This window comes from Thermomicrobiales bacterium (assembly GCA_023954495.1).
In the GTDB taxonomy this organism is placed as follows: domain Bacteria; phylum Chloroflexota; class Chloroflexia; order Thermomicrobiales; family CFX8; genus JAMLIA01.
The window spans coordinates 12424-31842 of record JAMLIA010000014.1 but is presented as its reverse complement, the minus strand read 5'-3'; the positions used below and the strand labels follow the sequence as shown (position 1 = coordinate 31842).

Sequence of the window (19419 nt, the reverse complement as noted above, 5' to 3'; positions counted from 1 at the left end):
GATACCTGCGGACAATCGGGTGTGGTGAGGAAGATGAGAACGGGCGGGAGGGACGGAGGGCGGCCCGAGCGGATCGCCCTCCGTGAAATTGCTAGGCGAGCTCGGCGGTGACGTTGAACGTCACGTTGCCCTTGAGTGCGCTGGACACCGGGCAGTTAACACCTGCGCCGTCGGCGGCCGCCTTGAACTCCTCGGCGCTCATGCCGGGGACGGTGCCGACGACGTGCAGATCCATCGTCGTGATCTTCGGTCCGCCATCGAGCGAGAAGGTGCACTTCGCGGTGACGTCGAGCTTCTCCGGCGCGTGGCCGCCACCGGCCAGGCCGGCCGAGAGAGCCATCGCGAAGCAGGCGGCGTTGGCGGCGGCGATCAGCTCCTCGGGGCTGGTGCCCTCCTCGGCCTCGGCGCGGTTCTTCCAGGTCACGCCGAGATTCGAGATCGCGCCGCTGCCGACGCTGTTGATGGTGCCCTTGCCATCCATCAGGCTGCCGCTCCAGCTGACATTTGCGGTCTTGGTAGCTCCGGCCATCCCAGTCCTCCTTATGTCGGGTCATTCAAACGCGTCTTCGCTATGGGCAGGGTATCGAACAATCCGACGATTCGCAACGCAAGCGTTGTGAAAGTCAACAAGCACAAGCGCCGACGATCGTCGTTGATCGTCGGCGCTTCTGGTGAATCTTGGGCCGTCGTTGCCCCGAGTCTGACGATGACTAGCGGAGTTGTCCGGTCAATCGCCCGCCTCCGGCATTCACCGAGCCTGACGTTGGCAGATAGACGTTTTCCTCAATGAAGCGGAAGTCATGTGGCGAAACGGAATTCTCCGTCGCGGTCGTCGTTGTTCCCGGCAGGTAGAGGTTCTGGTTCATGAACATTGGGTCGCTGAACGGGGCCGCCGTATCCGTGGCATTGGTCGTTACGACCGGCGGATAGAGTTGACCGTTGTCCGTGTAGAGCTTCTGCTGGCGCTGCAGCTTCGCTTCGTAGCTGTCCATTGGCAGTGGAGCGGCGACGCCCTCACGCTGCGCCTGGAGAATACCCTCACCGGCGAACTCTGGCGTGTGGGCGACGATCGGGTCGTCATCGAGTGCAGCCGGCCCCTGGCGACGTTCGATGGGCTGCGACTGGACGGCGGCAACGCCTTCCTGCTGCGCCTGAATGACGCCCTCGCCAGCCAGGTCCGGTACGTGTGCCGCAATGGGCTTGGTTGTGCTGACGGTGGCGGAGTCATCATCAAACCAGCTCGAGATGCTGACGGGTCGGACGGCATTGCCGAGCGCCATGCCGATCAGGAACGTGACGACGATTGCTGCAAGGATTCCGAGATCGTGGAAGCCGCCTTGCACCGGGTGGTTTGCCGTCGATCGAGTTGCCATTGTGGTGCTCCTGTCTTTCGCTGCTTCGCTGTGCGGGAATCCCCCGCACTTCAAAGACTAGGAGCACAAGGATTGTTTCAAATCGTATAGAGTACGTGAATGTATTACGCGTTTCGCAAGTCTAGAATGCACACGTTACGTATTTCTGTCGGATTGTTTATGTCATGGTGATTGCGCATAGTACGTAGGTGGCGGCGCTCAGTCTGCCAGCGCCAGCGCTGTCCCTACGAAAGTATCGGCGGCGGCTCACTCGCCTGACAAAAACACTGCGTCAAGCTATTGAGCGCGCATGCGAGGACGCTCTTCTGCGTGGGGCTATGTCGGACGGGTGGGAGATTTCTCTGCTGCGGCCTTGAAATGACAGAGGACGTGGGTGGCTGTCGGGTCGCTGTGCTCACCATTGCCGGCAATGACGAGCACCTGGTTTGGCAACCTCCTACTTGTCCTGTCATCTCGAACCGCAGTGAGAGATCTCCCACCCGCCGGACGCAGTCCAACAGAGAAGAGATCTCTCGGCTGAGCCGTTAACCCTGGGCGTGAAATGAAAGCGACAGGCTGCGCATCTAACCCTTGACGTAGGCCAGCTTCTCGGAGACGCGGCCATCGACGACGCGGAAGACGTCGACGCCGCGCACGTGGCCAGCGCCCCAGTCGTAGCGCCAGCGGACGCAGGCGCGATCGCCGCCGGCGAAGATGTCTTCGGCGGTGAAGTGCGCCTGCGGGGACGAGGCGAAGAACTGCTCCCAGAATGCGCGCACAGCGTCCTGCCCGACATAGCGCTCGCCGTCCGGTGTCGGCGACGTGTTCTCGAAGATGCAATCGTCGGTGAACAGCGCCATCACGGCGTCAACATCGTGGCGGTTGAACGCTTCGTTGAAGCGCTCGATCGTCGCGAGGGTTGCTGCGCTGGTCTCGTCGCTCATGCTTCCGCTCCCGGTTGTGGCATGCGTCGGGCGATGGCTTCGGGGAAGCGCGCTTCGAAATCGAGGATACCAACCCAGGTTGGCTGAATGCGCACGCGGCCAGTTTGCGACATCATCTGGGTGATCATCTGAACCCAGCCGCTGCCCTGCTCTTCGCCGAAATAGCGCCGGGCAGCGGCGTCGTACTCCGGCGCGACGCCGTCGACGAGGTCCACGGTTGCGGTCCCGCGGATTGACAGTACGCGGTACGGCCAGCTGGATGCATCGTCGATCGTCAGTGCGACCTGTGGGTGGGCGCGGATGGCCTCAAGCTTCGGGGCGTCGGGCGGGCCGGCGACTGCTATGGTCTCGCCGTCCCAGTGGAACCAGATCGGCGTCACGCGAGGTGTGCCGTCGTGCCAGATGTAGGCGAGACGGGCTGGGTTCAGCGACTGGAGGAGCTGCTGGGCGATCGTGTCGTTCAGGAGGGCGAGGTCGCCCTGCCTGGCGGTGGTGGTCATGGTCTGCCTCTCCTTCGGATGTGTGCAGGTGTGTGATGCAAGGCAAGACTATGGTCAATGAATTGAGCCGCTCTCCCCTTTCTCGCGTTCTCTTCTCATGCCAATGATGCGTCTGTCGCCAGCATACTCCTGTTATGAAAGGAGCGATAGTGGCTAGCGCTTGCGACCGGTGGCATAGATGAAGTGCGTCGCGGTCGTGCGCACATCGGCGTCGATGCCGACCTGATCCAGCGCTGTGGTGAACGGTTCCGGCTCGTCGTAGCGTTTGATGATCTGGAAGGTCTCGCCGCTGTTCAGGCGGCGCGTCATCACCTCCGTCTCCGGGGGCGGCGGTGGCTGGTCCGGCGACGATGAGCGCTCGTCTCGACGTCCGTCAATCATCGCAAAGTAGCCGCCCGGCTTCAGCGCTGCGGCGAGCTTGCCCAGGAACTCGTCGAACATCGCTTCCGGGACGTGCGAGAGGAAGTAGCCGACGAACAGGCCGTCGTATTGGCGCTCCGGGTGCCAGTTGAACAAATCAACCTGGCGATACGACACGCGGCCAGTGTGACCCTCCGCTTCCAGCCGCGCCGAATTGATCGCGATCATCTCCAGCGAGCCGTCCAGCACGGTGATGTGGCGAACGCGCGGGGCGAGCCAGAGCGTCCAGATGCCGGTGCCGCCGGCCAGCTCGACGACATCGCCCGCCCACGGCAGTGCGGCGAACGCCTCGCGAACCTCCGCCTGTTCGCCGAACCAGACGGTGTTTTCATCCTCGCCGCGGTCGTAGCGCCCCTGCCGCAGCCACCACTCGTCGTATTCACTCGACCGTTTGTTGTAATAGTCCTGCTGTTCGCGCAGGATCTCGCTCGCCATTGAACTCACACTTCCTCGCCACTCACGATCGCGACGGGCCATACTCTACGCTGGTGGAGGTCGGGGTCGCTCGCGCGGCCGGCCGGACCTGTCGTGGCAGCACGCTACAAGGGACACGCGAGTGCGTCAACACATCGCCAACTGGTTTCCGCTGATTCGCCCGTTCACGCTGACGGCCGGCGCTGTGCCGGTGCTGGTTGGCGCGGCGCTGGCGGCCTGGGACGGCACATTCTACGCCGATCGATTCGCGGCGATGCTCATTTGCTCGATCCTGATTCAGGCGGCGACGAACATGCTCAATGAGTATGAGGACTACCATCGTGGCCTCGATACGCACGAATCGGTCGGCAACTCCGGCAGCATCGTGTTTGGCCATCTGACCGACCGCGCTGTGTTGCGCGGCGCGCTGGTTACGCTCGCGCTGGCGCTGCTCTGTGGGCTATATCTCGTCGTCACCGTGACGCCGTGGTTGCTGGCTGTCGGCGCGGTGTCGGTGCTGGGCGCGTTCCTCTACTCCGGTGGACCAAAGGCGGTCGCCTGGACGCCGTTCGGTGAGGCGCAGGTGTTTGTGCTGATGGGGCTGCTGCTCGTCGGACTTGGCTATTATGTCCACATGGAGACGATTACTGCGCAGGTCATTGTTGCGGCCCTGCCGGTGTCGTTCCTCGTCGCCGCGATCCTGCTGGGTAACAACATCCGCGACATGGTCGGTGATGCGGCGAAGGGCCGCCGTACGCTCGTCATCGTCGCCGGTCGGCGTGTTGGCATCGGCGTACTGGCGGCGTTGCTGGGCGGGGCGTACGTTGTGATCGTTACGGCGGCGTTCGCCGGCGTCGTGCCGTGGACTGCGTTGCTGGCGCTGCTCTCCCTGCCACTCGCGCCCGGCATCATCCGGCGTTTTCAGACGACGACGGTGCCGGCCGCATTGCACCCCGCTGTGAAAGGCATCGCCCGTCTGCACCTGGTCCTCGGCTGCCTCTACGCGGTCGGGATCGCACTGGCGACCATCGGCTGAGATTCCGAACAGGAGACCGCGCGAACATGTCTTCCACGCAATCCGGAGCACACCTGCCGCCGCCCGAGCAAAAGGCCGCCTACGTGCGCTCGATGTTCGCACGCATCGCCGGGCGCTACGACCTGCTGAACGACCTGATGACGGCCGGTCGGCACCGCTACTGGAAGCGCGTGACGGCGCGTGCGGCCAACCCAACTGGCGCGATCGCGCTCGACCTCGGGTCGGGCACCGGCGACATCGCCTTCGCGCTGCAGCGGCTCGGCGCGACCGAAGTCGTCGCCGCCGACTTCGTCCCGGAGATGCTGGCCGGTGCCGAGGCGCGCGCCGAGCGCGAGGGCATCACGAACATGCGCTTCGCGGTGGCCGATGCGCTGGCGCTGCCGTTCGCCGACGAGTCGTTCGACTGCGTCACTAGCGGCTTCCTCGTGCGCAACGTGGTTGATCAGGAGCGGGCGTTCAGCGAGATGCTGCGGGTGCTGGTTCCGGGCGGGCGAGTCGTTTGCCTGGAGGCGGCGCGACGCGATGGCGTCATCGGGCGCGTCCTCAGCGCCGGATTCGGCGTTGTCGCGCGCATCCTCGGACAGGTGGTCGCCGGGGATCGCGACGCCTATTCGTACCTGCCGGAGTCTGCGGCGGCGTTCGCCAGCCCGAAGGAGCTGGCGGCGACGATGCGTCGGGCCGGATTCACCGACATCCAGTACCGCACCTTCGGCCTTGGCCTGATCGCGATCCACCGCGCGCGCCGCCCGGCCTGAGCTAGGTTGAGGCGTAGACCGCGCGGGTCATCAGGCCAATCGCGATGACGGTCAGCACGAAGCCAACCATCGCCCAGCGCCGCGCCGCGGTGCCATCGCCGGTATCGACCAGCGTGACGAGCCCCTGACGCAGCGGCCCGTCGCCGATGCCGACCAGCCCGACAGCGATGACGATGCAAGCGATAACGATCGTGCCCCACTCGCCACCGATCAGGTTCTCCAGTCCGCGCGTGCGCGTGACCAGAAAGACACCGAAGAACATCGTGACTGCGCCGACGTAGGTCAGCGTCCGTGCCGCCCCGACTGCCAGACGCGCCAGACCAGCGCTCCGGTCACGCTCCAGCAGCGGGACGATGGCTAGCGCGAGCGCGGCGTATCCCCCCAGCCAACCGGCTGCGAAGACGACGTGTCCGTAGCGAACAAGCCAGGTGAGCGTCGTATCCAGATCCATCAGGCCCGCCCCAATCGGCGACCGACGATCCACTCGCCGATCAGTGCGCCCGGAGGTCCGCCGGTGATGAGCACCGCAAACGGGAACCACCAGCTCCAGAGACCGTCAGCGGCGGCCGTCCCGACCAGTACCAGCAGCAGGACGAAGTTCGCGCCGTGGATCGGCCCGAGAATGCCGACCAGCTCGCGATTGCCGGCGAACGATGCTGCGGTCAGCACCACGAGCAGGAGCAGGTCCGCCAGCGCAAACCAGCGCACAATCCGCAGGCGGCGCTTCGCCCGCTCCAGCCGCTCGGCCGGAGTTCCGAACACCTGCTCGCGCATCGATCCCGGCTGCGGCAGGCTCTCTGTATTCGCCATCCCGATCTCTTCCTCAGATTTCAGGTCCGTCGTTCAATCCATCCCGAAGCGTACGACTCGCGTCATCGTCGGTCTATGAGGAACGTCACTGAATTGTCGCCGCGTTGATGTATGCCGCGTGGCTCAGTGGGTTCGCAGGCTGTCTCCTGCGCTGCGTTGGACTGTGTCGGACGGGTGGGAGATCTTTCGGTTGCGACCTCAAGATGACAGGCGAACATGGAGGATGCCAGTCCAGCGGGTCGGCAATGCCAGCAATGGCGAGAAGTCCGGGCCGACAGCCACCCTCTTGTCCTGTCATTCCGAACCGCAGTGAGGAATCTCCCACCCGCTCGATTCGCTCCAATGCAGGTGGGAGATCTCGCGTATGCATTCGGAATGACAAGGAGCGGACGAGGCTACCACCGCCGGCAGCTTCACCGCGCGCAAGTTCGCGCGTCCTGTGTCTCGCGACGGGCTACTCGACCGGGGCCGGAACCTCGCTGCCATCGTCATAGGACGATTCGGTTGGGACGGCCTCAACGGTCGTCTCCGGGGCGACCGGCTCTTCGACGTCCGGCGTGGTCTCTTCCTCGTCCTCGACCACCGGCTCCTCAACGACCGGCGGCGTGTCCTCAACCTCAGGTGTTGAGGTGTCCGGCGAAGGGATCGTGACCGACGGCCCAACCAGCGTCACGTTGCGCGACGGCTGGTAGTAGCTATTGAACGTTGTGTCGTCGATGACGTTGCCGTCCTGATCCTTGACGACGCGATGGATGGCGGCGTTGAAGCCGTCTTCGGCGTGCTCGACGTAGATCTGCTCACCCGAACCCAGCTGATCGCTCGGCTGGTAGACCATCGTCGGGTCAGCGCGGACGACGTTCGATATGACCGGGTCGTCAACCTCGACCTGCCAGCCCTGCGCGGTGCCCCACAGCTCGACCGTCAGCCACTCACCATCGGCCACCGCCCGAATCGCCAGCCAGCTATCGGTCGGGTTGTAGAAGGTGAAGTCGAGTCCATAGTCCGGATCGACGGTCGCATCGAGGCCGGTCAGGCCACCGGGGCCGTTGCCATAGTTCGGAATCCAGTAGAGGTGCCAGTTGCGTGTGCCGATCGGCATGCCGGCCCAGAATGCGGACTGGAACACCGTCGTCGACACCTGGCAGATGCCACCGGCGACAGACGGTACCGTGCGCGGCACGCCATTCTCACCGGCGACGATGCCGAAGCCGACCTGATAGCCGTCATCGAGTGTCGCGGTGCCGCCGATGGCGTTGTTAAAGCTGAACGTACCGCCCGGCGCAACCAGCGCGCCGTCCAGTGCCGCCGCTGCGACCTCAACATTCGTCAGGCGGTTGTAACTGGAACTGCCATAGTAGGTCGACGCCGACCCGAGGACTTCGTTGATGACGATGGCAGAATCGCCCGAGGCCGGATCCTGCTGCTCGTCGACGACCAGTGCCGTACGGCCCTCGCCGCCGAGTGTGTTACGCGTCACGGCGCGAACGCTGGAGGCGATATCAACTGTCCGGCCAGGGAGCGCGCCTTCGGGCGCGACAATCGTGTTGTCCTTCCAACGATAGCCGGTAGCGGGTCGACTCACCGAGCGCGCGATCGGCTCAATGACTTTGAACATTGCATCGTCATCGACCGTCACCGATTGCGCGACGGGGTCGATGCGCAGCGTATCGGCGAACGCGTGGGCATCGAGGCCCTGCTCGCCGTCCGGCCAGGTCACGACCATGCCGCGCGACACGATGTCGTTTGCTCGCGCCAGCAGTGGATCGAGCGTCGCGGTGGTGATGGCGGGTTGCTCTTCGTTGACGACCAGCGCCGCCGTGTGAGTGTCGGAGGCCAGCGCCTGCTGAATCGCGAGGCGGCTGGCGCGCAAGTCGAGTGCGCGAGATGGCACTTCGTCATTGATATAGAAGACGCCGTCCTCCCGCAGCAGGATCTCGGCGTCCTTCGAGTCGTGGTTGATCGACGGAGCCAGCGTGTCAAGCATCGGGTCCATCACCAGCGGGTTCAGCGCCAGATGACCGTCGCGAACACCGATCGCCGAGGCGAGCGCCTGCGGAGTAATCTGCCAGTACTCGCCGCCATCGGACAGGTAGAACGTGCTGCTCAGCGCCCGCACCGCTTCATCGGTAATCGACTCCAGCGCGGCGGTCGTCGTTGTTGGCTTGACGGTGATGACACTTGCGTTGATGTCGCCGGCGGCGAGGCCCGTGATCGCGCTGCGCAACTGGCGCTCAACGTCGCGCGAATTGATGCCGGTTCCATCGGCAGAGGGGCTGACAATCAGCGAACTACCCTGGATTAAGAAGGTGGCGTTCACCGGCGCGGTGACCCGACCCTCGCCGAGGCTGGAAAGCACGCTGGCGAGCTTGGTGGAGTCGTAACGATAGATTGGCGCAACGTCGACGCCCCAGGTGTGTGCCGCCAGACGCTCAGCTCCTGCGCTCACCACGTTGCCGCGTCCGACATTCAGCACGCGTTCGTAGGTAGCCGCGGTATCGAAGGTCACGCCCAGATCGGCGGGAGTCGTCTCAATCGTGCGATCGTCCAGGCGGAAGGTGACTGGCTGTTCGAGAAAGGCGGCGAAGCGTGTGTCCAGCTCGGCCATCACCGCACTGCGGTCGCCATTGGGCAGCGCTGCGCCACCAACATGGACGCCACGTTCGATTTCGCTTCCGCGAGCGGGGAGGCCGGCAAGCACGCCGCTGACCAGCAGCAACAACGCCGGAATAGCGAGAATCAACAATGCCTGTATGGTGTGGCGAGCTCGTTGCCCGGTCTTTTCATCGCGCGCCGCTGCGGTTTGGCGCTCCTGCGCCAGCCGCAAACGCCACGACAGACCGGCACGCTGCTGATCTTCTACGACACTCACTCTAGATTCCCGTATCTCGTCGACCGACAAATCATGCCCACCCTGCCAGGGTGCAAATTCAGCGACGGCGGCAGCAGGGCGCACCGGACGCGACAACGCAAAGAGCTGCCGACGCGCATGGCCAGTGTAGTTAACCATATCGCGAATGGCACGGAATCGCCTCACGTTTTCAGATTCGCGATACGATGCGTACGTTCTTTTGCCCGCTATGTCTGGAGATACAGAGACGATGACCGAAAAGCGTATTTCGTCTGAATTGGCGTTCGATGGCAAGCTCATCCGCGTGCGTGTCGACCGCGTCGAACTCCCCTCCGGCCGCATCGGGTCGCGCGAAGTCGTCGAGCATCCCGGCGCGGTTGCGATTCTACCGGTCCGCGATGACGGGCGCATGGTGCTGGTGCGTCAGTTTCGCTACGCCATTGGGCGATCGCTGCTGGAGGTACCGGCCGGTACGTGCGAGCCAAACGAGGACCCGCTGACGACCGCCGTACGCGAGCTGCACGAGGAAGTCGGGCTACAGGCGGACAGTGTCGAGCCGCTGGTGCGCTTTCTGGTCAGCCCCGGCTGGTGCAATGAAGAGCTGATTGCCTATCGAGCGACAGGTTTGCACGAGATCGGCGCGACTCCTGAAGAAGATGAAGAGATTGAGATCGTGGAAGTCACGCCTGACGAAGTCCCGGCGCTGATCGCCTCGGGTGAAATCGCCGACGCCAAGACGATTACGTCAATCTACGCACACCTGCGCGGCTAGTCCCCCGCAACCTCGCGCGCAGCGATGTCATGACGATAGAAGGCGTCGTCGAAGTTGATCGCGGCGGCGACGGCGTAGGCGCGCTCGCGGGCCGCCGCCATATCCTTGCCGCGTGCAACGGCAGTCAGCACCCGGCCACCGGCTGTGACCGTGTCGCCATCGCGGCTCGACGTACCGGCGTGGAAAACGACGCCACCGTCCGGCAGCGCATCCAGTCCGCGAATCGGTCGTCCGCTCGCGTACGCGCCAGGGTAGCCACCGGCTGCGAGGACGACCCCGACGCAGGCACCGGGGTGCCAGCGTGGCGGCGCGATGTCGCCGAGGCGGCCCTCGGCCGTCGCCAGGCACAGATCGGCGAAGTCGGCGTCCAGCATCGGCAGGATCACCTGCGTCTCGGGGTCGCCGAAGCGGCAGTTGAACTCGATCACCTGCGGTCCGTCGGGTGTCATCATCAGGCCGGCGTAGAGGACGCCGCGATACTCGATGCCGCGGGCGGCCATGCCGCGCACGACCGGCGCGATGATCGTCTCGACCAACTCGTCGACCACCTCCGGTGGGACGAGCGACGTCGGCGTGTAGGCACCCATGCCGCCGGTGTTCGGGCCGTCGTCACCATCGAACGCGCGCTTGTAGTCGCAGGCCGGAACGAGCGGCACGATCGTCGTTCCATCGGTCAGCGCCAGCAGCGAGACTTCGGGACCGATCAGGCACTCCTCGATCAGCACACGCGCGCCGGCCGCGCCGAGGCTGTGCTCCATCAGCATCGCGCGCACCGCGGCGACTGCTTCGTCGCGTTCGGTACAGACGATGACGCCCTTCCCGGCAGCCAGTCCGTCCGCCTTGATGACGACCGGACCGGGAATCTCCTCCAGCTCAGTCAGCGCAGCCGCCAGCGAATCGCAGGTGACGGCGCGGGCCGTCGGCACGCCCTCGGCGACCATGAGATCCTTCGCCCATGCCTTGCTGCTCTCGATCTGCGCACCCGCCGCCGAGGGGCCAAACACAGCCAGCCCTTCAGCACGCAGAGCGTCAGCCAGTCCGTCGGCCAGCGGCGCTTCCGGCCCAACGACGACGAGATCAATCGCGTGCATCTTCGCAGCGTCGACGATCCCGGCGATGTCGCTGACGGGAATCGGCAGATTCTCTGCGAGATCGTGCGTACCGGCATTGCCGGGCGCGGCGTAGAGGCGTTCGACGCGGTCGCTCTGAGCCAGTTTCCAGATCAGCGCATGCTCACGCGCGCCGGGTCCGACGACCAGGACATTCATCGACACGACTATTCCCACTCGATTGTGCTCGGCGGCTTGCTGGAGATGTCGTAGACAACGCGATTGATGCCGTTTACCTCATTGATGATCCGCGACGACATCCGCGCCAACAGATCGTATGGTAAGCGTGCCCAGTCGGCCGTCATCGCGTCTTCGCTCGTCACGGCCCGAATTGCGCAGACCTTGGCGTAGGTGCGGTAGTCGCCCATCACGCCGGTCGACTGCACCGGCAGGAGGACGGCGAAGTACTGCCAGACGTCATCATCCAGCTCGGCAGCTTCGATCTCCTGCCGGACGATCGCATCGGCTCGCCGCAGAATCGTGAGGTCGTCAGCGGTGATCTCGCCGAGCAACCGCACAGCCAGCCCCGGCCCCGGGAACGGCTGTCGCTCGACGATGTCACGTGGCAGGCCCAAAGCACGCCCGACCTCGCGAACCTCGTCCTTGAACAGGAAGCGCAGCGGCTCGATTAAGTCGAACGCCAGATCCTCGGGCAGTCCGCCGACGTTGTGATGCGTCTTAATCTTGTGGGCGGACTTGTTGTCGGGCGTGGCCGACTCGATGACGTCGGGATAGAGCGTGCCCTGCGCGAGATAGCGGAATGGTCGCGTTCCACTCTGCTCGACGGCGGCGCGCTCGAAGACGCGGATGAACTCGTCGCCGATCGTCTTGCGCTTCTGCTCCGGGTCGCTCACGCCCTTCAGCCGACCGAGGAAGCGGTCGGTCGCATCGACGTAGACGAGGTTCATGCCGAAGTGGCGGCCAAAGACCTCCTGCACCATCTCCGGCTCGCCCTCGCGCAACAGGCCGTTGTTGACGAAGACGGGCGTTAGCTGGTCGCCGATAGCGCGGTGGATCAGCGCAGCCGCGACGGCAGAATCGACACCGCCGGAGAGCGCCAACAGCACGCGATCTTCGCCGACTCGCTCGCGAATGCCGGCGATCGTCGATTCGATGAACGAGCCGGACGACCAGTTGCCGGTGCAACCGCAGATGTCGAACAGGAAGTTGCGGATCATCATCCGTCCGAGCGGCGTGTGGGCGACTTCGGGGTGGAACTGCACGCCGACCCGCGTCTCAGTGCCCATTGCCGCCATCGGCGAGTTCGGGCTCTGAGCCAACGGCTGCCATCCGGACGGAGCCTCCTCGATCCGGTCGCCGTGACTCATCCAGACATCGAATGATTCCGGCAGGTCGCGGAAGAACGGATGATCGGCGACGCGGCTGACGCGCGCCGGCCCGAACTCACGATGCTCCGACGCGGCAACCCGGCCGTCGAGCGCATGCGCCAACGCCTGCATGCCGTAGCAGATGCCCAGCACCGGCAGGCCGCTGTCGATCACCCATTCCGGGAGCTGCGGTGCGCCCTCGGCGTAGACGCTTTCGGGGCCGCCGGAGAGGATGATGCCCTTCGGCTGGAGTCGTTCCAGCACCGACGCGTCGGCGTCCCAGGGAACGAGCTCGCAATAGACGTTTGCCTCACGAACGCGGCGAACGATGACCTGTGCTGTCTGACTGCCAAAGTCGATCACGATCGCCGAATCGACCTGTGTCGGCGTAGCGTGGGAACTGGTCGCCGACGAGGTGGTGGCTTCAGCCTGCATCACAATGGCTCCTCTGCGGGTCGTTGCGCATAGCGAGTGTTGTCGGCGGAATTGTACCTGTCAAAGCGGTACCTACTGAAGCGGTACCGAACAGATTGCTCGTTAAGGCAGCAACGAGCGCACGACCAGCCTGAGGCCGAGGATGATCAGCGGCACACCGACGATCGCGCCGATGATCGTCAGCGACAGCAGCACGCCGACGACAACCAGCACGAGGCCGATCAGGATCGTCAACAGACGGCCGGCGAGATTGAGAACGAGCGAAATCAGCCTCCAGAGGATGACGAACGGCAGGCTGAGCATTCGACCGATCACGAGATGTCCTTTCGTGCATTCACGAGTGTTCTTGCGCCACCCGTGGCCAGGCTGCCAGATCAGCGCCGTGCGTCCGCAACCACCTGCGATGCTCCCGGTACTGCGGGCAGAGCGTCTCGACGACGGCCCAGAATCGCGGCGAGTGGTTCATCTCGCGCAGGTGGGCGACTTCGTGGGCGACGACGTAGCGCAGCACCTTGGGCGGCGCGAGCAGCAAACGCCACGAGAAGTTGAGGTTGCGCTTCGTCGAGCAGCTACCCCAGCGTGTGCTGGTGTCCTTGATGGCGATACGCCCGAATCCGACGCCCAGCGTTGCCGCGAAGACGGTTGCCTGCTCGGTGCAGATCCGCCGCGCCTGGGCGCGGTACCAGCGCTCGATCGCCGCGTGATCGCTGCCAGACGGGATGTGCAGCGAATTGCCAACACGGCGAATGCGCCTGCTCTCGCTCATGACAAGCACGAGCGTCCCGCCCTGATACGGTATCTGCGCACCTTCGCGAATTTGGAGCAGGGGCGGGCGTGCTGCTAATGCATCGACCTGACGCAGCACCCAGGCAGATTCGGCGCGCACAAAGCGGAGCGCGTCGTCCGGACTGACGCCGCGCGGCAGCACGACCTCAACGCCGACACCAGGCAGCACGCGCATGCGCAGTCGCCGCGCGCGCGGACTGACGCGCAGTGTGATCGGCACAGATCGGCCACTCAGCTCGACCTGTATCGAGGTTGGCTCAGGCATGTCTGAAAAGATCAGGCGTGGCGCAATTCGTCATACTGAAACCGTACCTGTCCGCCGCACGCGCCGCCACCAGAGCGTCAACCAATCGCGTCGCAAGCGTTGGAAACGATTATCTGCCACTCAGCCAGCGTGTCCGCGTCGGCGCTTAGCTGCCAGCCGCAGCGCAGGAACCCCGCGAGCAAGCCGAGGGCAAGCTCGCGCTCCCAGCGCTCGCCGTCAGCGGGCAGGCGGCCAGCCGCCGCACGCTCGACGCGGTAGACCTCGACGCACTCGGCGATGGAGAGCGGTGATTGCCCGGAAGCCGCCGCGACGAACAGTCCGAGATCAAGCGCACCCGGGCCGCGCGTGGCGAGCGTCCAGTCGTGCAGGACGACGCGCTCGTCTTCAACAGAGAGTTCGGTTGGGACGATATTGCCGACGACGATCGTCGGCTGGCAATCGCGCAACGCCTCAACGAGCGGGGCCGGGCGGGCCAGCAGCGCGTCTATCTGCGCCCACGAGCCGCCGATCCGCTCCGCGCAGCGTCGCCAGCCATCGACGACCGCTCCAGACGACTCCTCAGTTGGCCGATCCAGCGAGAGCCATTGGCCGAGTGGCAGCAGGCCGAGGCTGCTCGTCAATCGCGCCGGGAATCCGGCAAACACCGCGTGCATCCGGGCCAGCGCGCCGAGGATCTGCCGGATTGATGCTGCGTCGATGTTCGATTCCGAGAGTCGTGGGGCATCAAGCGCAAGCAAAACGTCGCCGCGAGACGCGGTTGAGACCACCTCGATCGCACCGGAAGCCACGCTCCTGGGCAGCGACCGCAGAATTCCGCTCCGGAGGATGCGGGCCGTGCGCTCTACCTGCTCCAGCGCATCCGGCGAAACGATCCGGTATCTCGCAGCCAAACCATCACGATCGACAACGGCAACGCCCCCGTCAGGTTGCGCCTCGACCGCCGCCTGCGGGTAGCGGCGCTGCAGTGCTTCCAGGACTTCCGACGCGACACGACTCACCGGCTCACACTCCATCTCGCTCCAACCTGCCTGCGATTCTAGCTGCGGACTTGCCTGCGCCCCAGCGGGCTGGCATGATGCGCGGCAACTACTCACAACCGAACGCAGGAAGAAAGGGTCGTGTTCGATGCACGGAATCGAATTCTTTGGCGAGCCGACAGAGGATGAGGCGCGTCCGTTCTCACGGGCGACAAAGGCAGCCGGGCTGGTGTTCGTGTCGGGTATCTCCGCCGGCATCCACGGGACGGCAACCGAAGAGGCCGCCGCGGCGCTGGACAACATGAAGGCCGTGCTGGAGGAAGCCGGCACGACGATGGACCATGTCATCCAGGTCACATTCCTGATTACCAACTCCGCCGACTATGATGAGATCAATCGGGAGTACAAGAAGCATTTTCCGAACGGGAAGCCTGCCCGCCACACCGCACGCTTCGGTGTGCCGACTCAGGCAAAGTGCGGCTTTGCCTGCATCGCCCTCGCCGGCGACTAGCCTGTAATCACTCCAGCACCACCCGACGCGAATCGCAATGCGTCGGGTGGCTCCTCCTCAGATGTCGTAGACTCTTGACCTCGTTTCGCGTACCTGTTAGAACGAACCATCCCAATATTCAGGAGCCTGCGGGGGAGCGATTGCTCCAACGCGAGCCTCTCGTATGGCGAGGAGTCTGCCAAGTTGGTACTCCGACTCATCGTTCGCCGTCTCATATTTCTCGTGTTCGTTCTGTTTGGGCTGTCGCTCATTACGTTCGGGCTGTCACGGGTCATTCCCGGCGACCCGGCGCGACTCGTCGCCGGGCCGCGCTCCAGCGCCGAATCGGTCGCGAAGATCCGCAAGCAGTACGGGTTCGACGACCCGCTCCCCGAGCAGTACGTACGCTACATGCGCGGAATCCTGACGCTTGATCTCGGCGACTCCACCAGCACGCGCCGCCCGGTCACCGACGACCTGCGCCAGTACCTGCCGGCCACCGCCGAGCTGGCGTTCGCCGCGTTCGTCCTGTCGCTAATCGTCGGGCTGCCACTTGGCGTTCTCTCTGCAGTCCGGCCAAACAGCATCATTGACAACATCGGTCGGCTCGTCTCGATCAGCGGTCTGGCGATGCCGTCGTTCTGGTTGGCGCTGATGCTCCAGTTCCTGTTCTTCAGCAAGCTCGGCTGGCTACCGGACGGTCAACGGCTGCCAATTGGAGTCGACCCGCCCGGCCAGATCACCAGCTTCTACACCGTCGATGCGCTGCTGCACGGCGATCTGCACCTCTTCTGGCTGGCGGCCAAGCACCTGTTCCTGCCGGCTGTTGTCCTGGGTTATGGATCGCTTGCGGTCGTGACGCGCATGGTCCGTGGCGGCATGCTGGAGATCCTGGGGCAGGACTACATCCGCACAGCCCGGGCGAAGGGACTGGCGGAACGCGCCGTTATCGTTCGCCACGCACTGAAGAACGCGCTGCTGCCGACACTGACGGTCGTCGGTCTTCAGATCGGCATCCTGCTCAGCGGCGCGGTGCTGGTGGAGATCGTCTTCTCCTGGCCGGGGCTCGGTCGCTACGCTGTGACCGGCGTAAACCAGTTCGACTACAACGCGATCATGGGGACGACGCTACTGATTGCGGTGGTGTATGTCCTCGTGAATCTCGTCGTCGATGTGCTGTATGTCGTCATCGATCCGAGGATCAATTTTTCATGAGCATTGACAACTCGGTGTCCAGCCCCGGAAGCATCGACCCCGCGAAGCAGCCATTGTCAGCAGCCGAACGGCGCGCGGCATTCCAGGAGGAAGCCACCTTCCGGTTGCGCCTGCAGAAGTTCTACCGGCTGTTCTTCCGTCGCAAATGGCTGAACGTCGCAGGGGCCGTCATCATCCTCGTGTTCCTGCTGATGACGATTTTCGGCACGGCGCTGGTGCAATCGCGCGGGCCGGAATATCACCCGACAGCGCCGAAGTGCGGCGGGACGAATTCCTGCATCCTGGAGAAGTTTCAACCGCCGTCGGCGCGGCACTGGTTCGGGACCGACGACCTCGGGCGCGACGTCTTCTCGCGCGTCGTCGCCGGCGCGAAGTACTCGCTCATCATCGCCGTCGTCATCCTCGCTGTCGCCGTCAGCGTCGGGACAGTCATCGGCGCGGTTGCGGGCTATGCGGGCGGCATGGTCGACGAGATCCTGATGCGCTTCACCGATATGTTCCTCGCCTTCCCGGCGCTGATTCTGGCGATCGCCATCTCGGCGTCTCTCGGCCCGAGCCTGCGCAACGCGGTCATCGCCCTCGCGGCGGTCTACTGGCCGTGGTACGCGCGGTTAGTGCGCGCGCAGGTGCTGACGATCCGGTCGCGCGACTTCATCGAGGCGGCGCGTGCGTCCGGTGCGTCCGATCGGCGCGTGCTGGTGCGGCACATCATGCCCAACTCGGTCAGCCCGATAATCATTCAGATGACGCTTGATATTGGCTACGCGATTCTGGCGACCTCGTCGCTGTCATTCATCGGACTCGGCGCTCAACCACCGACGCCCGAGTGGGGGCGGCTGATCACGGACGGTCGCAACTTCTTCCGCGATGCCTGGTGGTACATCACCTTCCCCGGTATCGCGCTCTCGATCACCGTGCTGGGCTTCAACCTGATCGGCGACGGCCTGCGTGACTATCTGGACCCGCGCACCAAATCGATCTAGGCACGCATCGCGGCCAGTGTCGCAACGTCTCTTTGCCGTGCCGAATCGCCCGGCAACGCTATCACCAGCGGGCAGCCGTGCGTGGGGTGCGAACTCACTGATACCGGATAGTCAAAGACCTCAGTCAGGCGCTCTGCGGTCAGGACATGCCACGGCGAGCCAATGGCGGCGACACATCCGTGATTCAGCAGTGCGATCCGGTCCGCATAGGCGGCGGCCAGATTCAGATCGTGCAGCACGGCCAGCACCGCCGCACCCTTGTTGGCCAGCTCGCGCGCGACCTCCATGACGAGGTGTTGGTGGCGGATATCGAGTGCCGCCGTCGGCTCATCAAGCAGCAGGATCGGCGTGGCCTGCGCCAGCACCCGCGCCAGCGTGACGCGGCCCTGTTCGCCGCCCGACAGGCTGGGATAGGTCCGCTCCGCCAGATAGTCCGTCTCGGTACGGCGCATCGCGTTGACGACGATCTCGACGTCTGCACTGCCGCCGGGCGGCTCCGAGCGAGTGCCGTGCGGCGAGCGGCCCATCATGACGACATCCCAGGCGGTGAAGGCGAATTGCAGGACGTGCTGCTGCGGCATCACGGCGCGACGCAGCGCCAGATCGCGCATTCTCATGTTGCGCAGCGGTTCGTCGCCGAGACTGACGACGCCAGACGTCGGCGCGAGATCGCCGGCCAGCAGCCGCAGGAGTGTCGACTTACCGGCTCCGTTCGGCCCGGCCAGCGCGACGACCTCACCCGGCGACACGCCAAGCTGCACATCGTCCACCAGTACCTGATCGTGGATGGCGTAGGACAGGTGCTCGCAGCTCAGCACGGCGGTGTTTGCCGATACGCTCTCATCCAGCATTGCTTACCCCCATCCACCTTGCGCCCGCCGCGTGCGGTGCAACAGCCAGAGGAAGAACGGCCCGCCGATCGTCGCCGTCACGACGCCGAGTGGCAGCTCGGTCGGGATGACGATCGTGCGCGCGACTAGATCGGCCATCATCAGCAGCGCCGCGCCACCGATCGCGGAGACCGGTACAAGCAGCCGATGGTCCGGCCCGGCGATCAGGCGGATGAGATGCGGCACCACCAGCCCGATGAAGCCGACGATGCCGGCAACAGCGACCGACGCGCCCGAGAGCATCGCCGCGATCGCGATCACCCCGATGCGAACCCGCTCGGTGTTCACGCCCAGATGACGCGCCTCGCTCTCGCCGAGGACGAGGACGTTCAGCGAGGCCGACAGGCGCAGCATGAGCAGGACACCGATGATGAAGAACGGCGCGATGCTGCGCACCGCCGGCCAGGTCGAGCCACCGAGGCTGCCGAGCGACCAGAACACGATCGAGCGCAACTGCTGATCAGATGCCAGGAAGGTGAGGTAACCGGTTGCCGCACCAGCGATCGCGTTGATGGCGATGCCGGTCAGGATCAGCGTAACGACCTCGGTCCGGCCGCCCTGCCGCGCCAACAGATAGACGACGCCAGTGGCGATCGCCCCACCAACGAACGCAGCCATCGGGATTGTCAGCAGTCCGAACGGCGAGATACCCAGCAGGATCATCCCGATCGCGCCGACCGCCGCGCCGCTGGTGACGCCGACGAGTCCCGGCTCGGCGAGCGGGTTGCGGAAGACACCCTGCAACGCCGCACCGGAGATCGCCAGCCCACCACCGACCATCAGGCCCAGAGTGACTCGCGGCAGGCGAATCGCCCAGAGCACCGCGTCCTGCTGCTGAGTGAAGGCGATGTCCGTCTGAATACCGGCGTGCGACAGCAGGATACCGACGACCTGAATCGGGCTGATCGACACCGCTCCGACGCCGACGTTCAGCAGGAAGGCGACCAATAGCGCGACACTGCTGCCGACCAGCACGATGGCTCGCCGACCAGCCATACGGGCGCTGGCCGGCGGGCCGACGATGGTATCGCCGGCCCGTTCGGGCGTTTTCGTGGATGATGCGGGCTGGTGTGTGCCTGCCACCATGACC

21 protein-coding genes are annotated in these 19419 nt (G+C 64.8%); 6 read left to right on the top strand and 15 right to left on the bottom strand.

Features of this window, described 5'->3' with window-relative positions:
- Positions 1-91: 91 nt before the first annotated feature.
- The 5 genes from M9890_04545 to M9890_04525 form a co-directional block, all read right to left on the bottom strand.
- Positions 92-529 (bottom strand): OsmC family peroxiredoxin, encoded by a 438-nt coding sequence (locus M9890_04545; protein ID MCO5176231.1) that lies wholly within the window; start codon positions 527-529, stop codon positions 92-94.
- A 181-nt stretch (positions 530-710) separates the two neighbouring features.
- A complete protein-coding gene (locus M9890_04540; GenBank protein MCO5176230.1) occupies positions 711-1373 on the bottom strand; it encodes a hypothetical protein in 663 nt (220 codons plus the stop codon).
- A gap of 563 nt (positions 1374-1936) precedes the next feature.
- Entirely contained in the window at positions 1937-2296 is a 360-nt protein-coding gene (locus tag M9890_04535) for a nuclear transport factor 2 family protein (GenBank protein MCO5176229.1), read from the bottom strand.
- A complete protein-coding gene (locus tag M9890_04530) occupies positions 2293-2796 on the bottom strand; it encodes a pyridoxamine 5'-phosphate oxidase family protein (protein ID MCO5176228.1) in 504 nt (167 codons plus the stop codon). The genes M9890_04535 and M9890_04530 overlap by 4 nt, the downstream gene beginning before the upstream one ends.
- 153 nt (positions 2797-2949) lie before the next feature.
- Positions 2950-3651, bottom strand: a complete 702-nt coding sequence (locus tag M9890_04525; protein ID MCO5176227.1) for a class I SAM-dependent methyltransferase — start codon at positions 3649-3651, stop codon at positions 2950-2952.
- Positions 3652-3772: 121 nt separating this feature from the next.
- On the opposite strand from M9890_04525, the gene M9890_04520 reads away from it, so the two are divergent.
- A complete protein-coding gene (locus M9890_04520) occupies positions 3773-4666 on the top strand; it encodes a 1,4-dihydroxy-2-naphthoate polyprenyltransferase (protein ID MCO5176226.1) in 894 nt (297 codons plus the stop codon).
- Positions 4667-4692: 26 nt separating this feature from the next.
- Entirely contained in the window at positions 4693-5421 is a 729-nt protein-coding gene (locus M9890_04515) for a ubiquinone/menaquinone biosynthesis methyltransferase (GenBank protein MCO5176225.1), read from the top strand.
- Between the two features lies 1 nt (position 5422).
- Here the strand turns inward: M9890_04515 and M9890_04510 are convergent, their stop codons facing one another.
- The 3 genes from M9890_04510 to M9890_04500 all read right to left on the bottom strand — a co-directional run bounded on the left by M9890_04510 (position 5423) and on the right by M9890_04500 (position 9100).
- Complete coding sequence (locus M9890_04510; GenBank protein MCO5176224.1) at positions 5423-5872, bottom strand: hypothetical protein; 450 nt, start codon at positions 5870-5872, stop codon at positions 5423-5425.
- The gene (locus tag M9890_04505) at positions 5872-6231 is read right to left on the bottom strand and encodes a hypothetical protein (GenBank protein MCO5176223.1); all 360 of its coding nucleotides are present in this window, start codon (positions 6229-6231) and stop codon (positions 5872-5874) included. The genes M9890_04510 and M9890_04505 overlap by 1 nt, the downstream gene beginning before the upstream one ends.
- 454 nt (positions 6232-6685) lie before the next feature.
- Positions 6686-9100, bottom strand: a complete 2415-nt coding sequence (locus M9890_04500; GenBank protein ID MCO5176222.1) for a VanW family protein — start codon at positions 9098-9100, stop codon at positions 6686-6688.
- Between the two features lie 229 nt (positions 9101-9329).
- Between M9890_04500 and M9890_04495 the strand changes: the two genes are divergently transcribed.
- Positions 9330-9851, top strand: coding sequence for an NUDIX hydrolase (locus M9890_04495; protein ID MCO5176221.1), 522 nt, complete (start codon positions 9330-9332; stop codon positions 9849-9851).
- Here the strand turns inward: M9890_04495 and purD are convergent.
- The 5 genes from purD to M9890_04470 all read right to left on the bottom strand — a co-directional run bounded on the left by purD (position 9848) and on the right by M9890_04470 (position 14772).
- Complete coding sequence (purD, locus tag M9890_04490) at positions 9848-11119, bottom strand: phosphoribosylamine--glycine ligase (protein ID MCO5176220.1); 1272 nt, start codon at positions 11117-11119, stop codon at positions 9848-9850. The two genes, M9890_04495 and purD, sit on opposite strands and share 4 nt — an antisense overlap.
- Positions 11120-11127: 8 nt before the next feature.
- Positions 11128-12723 carry a glutamine-hydrolyzing GMP synthase gene (guaA, locus tag M9890_04485; protein ID MCO5176219.1) on the bottom strand — a complete coding sequence of 532 codons (1596 nt, stop codon included), beginning with the start codon at positions 12721-12723 and terminating at the stop codon, positions 11128-11130.
- A 102-nt stretch (positions 12724-12825) separates the two neighbouring features.
- Positions 12826-13038, bottom strand: coding sequence for a hypothetical protein (locus M9890_04480; GenBank protein MCO5176218.1), 213 nt, complete (start codon positions 13036-13038; stop codon positions 12826-12828).
- A gap of 19 nt (positions 13039-13057) precedes the next feature.
- Positions 13058-13774 (bottom strand): M48 family metallopeptidase, encoded by a 717-nt coding sequence (locus M9890_04475; GenBank protein MCO5176217.1) that lies wholly within the window; start codon positions 13772-13774, stop codon positions 13058-13060.
- A gap of 77 nt (positions 13775-13851) precedes the next feature.
- Positions 13852-14772 (bottom strand): hypothetical protein, encoded by a 921-nt coding sequence (locus M9890_04470; GenBank protein ID MCO5176216.1) that lies wholly within the window; start codon positions 14770-14772, stop codon positions 13852-13854.
- A 127-nt stretch (positions 14773-14899) separates the two neighbouring features.
- Between M9890_04470 and M9890_04465 the strand changes: the two genes are divergently transcribed.
- From M9890_04465 to M9890_04455, 3 genes are all read left to right on the top strand, one after another.
- On the top strand, positions 14900-15262 hold the full coding sequence (locus M9890_04465; GenBank protein ID MCO5176215.1) for a RidA family protein: 363 nt from the start codon (positions 14900-14902) through the stop codon (positions 15260-15262).
- A gap of 183 nt (positions 15263-15445) precedes the next feature.
- Positions 15446-16456, top strand: coding sequence for an ABC transporter permease (locus M9890_04460; protein MCO5176214.1), 1011 nt, complete (start codon positions 15446-15448; stop codon positions 16454-16456).
- The gene (locus M9890_04455; GenBank protein MCO5176213.1) at positions 16453-17439 is read left to right on the top strand and encodes an ABC transporter permease; all 987 of its coding nucleotides are present in this window, start codon (positions 16453-16455) and stop codon (positions 17437-17439) included. The genes M9890_04460 and M9890_04455 overlap by 4 nt, the downstream gene beginning before the upstream one ends.
- Here M9890_04455 and M9890_04450 read toward each other — a convergent pair.
- A complete protein-coding gene (locus M9890_04450) occupies positions 17436-18290 on the bottom strand; it encodes a heme ABC transporter ATP-binding protein (GenBank protein MCO5176212.1) in 855 nt (284 codons plus the stop codon). The genes M9890_04455 and M9890_04450 overlap by 4 nt on opposite strands.
- Before the next feature lie 3 nt (positions 18291-18293).
- Entirely contained in the window at positions 18294-19415 is a 1122-nt protein-coding gene (locus tag M9890_04445; GenBank protein ID MCO5176211.1) for an iron ABC transporter permease, read from the bottom strand.
- Positions 19416-19419: the final 4 nt, after the last annotated feature.

What these genes read in the sequence shown, in the direction of transcription:
- M9890_04475 (MCO5176217.1), bottom strand. Translation starts at nt 13,774, where the DNA reads ATGCCTGAGCCAACCTCGATACAGGTCGAGCTGAGTGGCCGATCTGTG.
- M9890_04495 (MCO5176221.1), top strand. Translation starts at nt 9,330, where the DNA reads ATGACCGAAAAGCGTATTTCGTCTGAATTGGCGTTCGATGGCAAGCTC.
- M9890_04505 (MCO5176223.1), bottom strand. Translation starts at nt 6,231, where the DNA reads ATGGCGAATACAGAGAGCCTGCCGCAGCCGGGATCGATGCGCGAGCAG.
- M9890_04530 (MCO5176228.1), bottom strand. Translation starts at nt 2,796, where the DNA reads ATGACCACCACCGCCAGGCAGGGCGACCTCGCCCTCCTGAACGACACG.
- M9890_04510 (MCO5176224.1), bottom strand. Translation starts at nt 5,872, where the DNA reads ATGGATCTGGATACGACGCTCACCTGGCTTGTTCGCTACGGACACGTC.
- purD (MCO5176220.1), bottom strand. Translation starts at nt 11,119, where the DNA reads ATGAATGTCCTGGTCGTCGGACCCGGCGCGCGTGAGCATGCGCTGATC.
- guaA (MCO5176219.1), bottom strand. Translation starts at nt 12,723, where the DNA reads ATGCAGGCTGAAGCCACCACCTCGTCGGCGACCAGTTCCCACGCTACG.
- M9890_04515 (MCO5176225.1), top strand. Translation starts at nt 4,693, where the DNA reads ATGTCTTCCACGCAATCCGGAGCACACCTGCCGCCGCCCGAGCAAAAG.
- M9890_04450 (MCO5176212.1), bottom strand. Translation starts at nt 18,290, where the DNA reads ATGCTGGATGAGAGCGTATCGGCAAACACCGCCGTGCTGAGCTGCGAG.
- M9890_04535 (MCO5176229.1), bottom strand. Translation starts at nt 2,296, where the DNA reads ATGAGCGACGAGACCAGCGCAGCAACCCTCGCGACGATCGAGCGCTTC.
- M9890_04540 (MCO5176230.1), bottom strand. Translation starts at nt 1,373, where the DNA reads ATGGCAACTCGATCGACGGCAAACCACCCGGTGCAAGGCGGCTTCCAC.
- M9890_04465 (MCO5176215.1), top strand. Translation starts at nt 14,900, where the DNA reads ATGCACGGAATCGAATTCTTTGGCGAGCCGACAGAGGATGAGGCGCGT.
- M9890_04445 (MCO5176211.1), bottom strand. Translation starts at nt 19,415, where the DNA reads ATGGTGGCAGGCACACACCAGCCCGCATCATCCACGAAAACGCCCGAA.
- M9890_04545 (MCO5176231.1), bottom strand. Translation starts at nt 529, where the DNA reads ATGGCCGGAGCTACCAAGACCGCAAATGTCAGCTGGAGCGGCAGCCTG.
- M9890_04525 (MCO5176227.1), bottom strand. Translation starts at nt 3,651, where the DNA reads ATGGCGAGCGAGATCCTGCGCGAACAGCAGGACTATTACAACAAACGG.
- M9890_04455 (MCO5176213.1), top strand. Translation starts at nt 16,453, where the DNA reads ATGAGCATTGACAACTCGGTGTCCAGCCCCGGAAGCATCGACCCCGCG.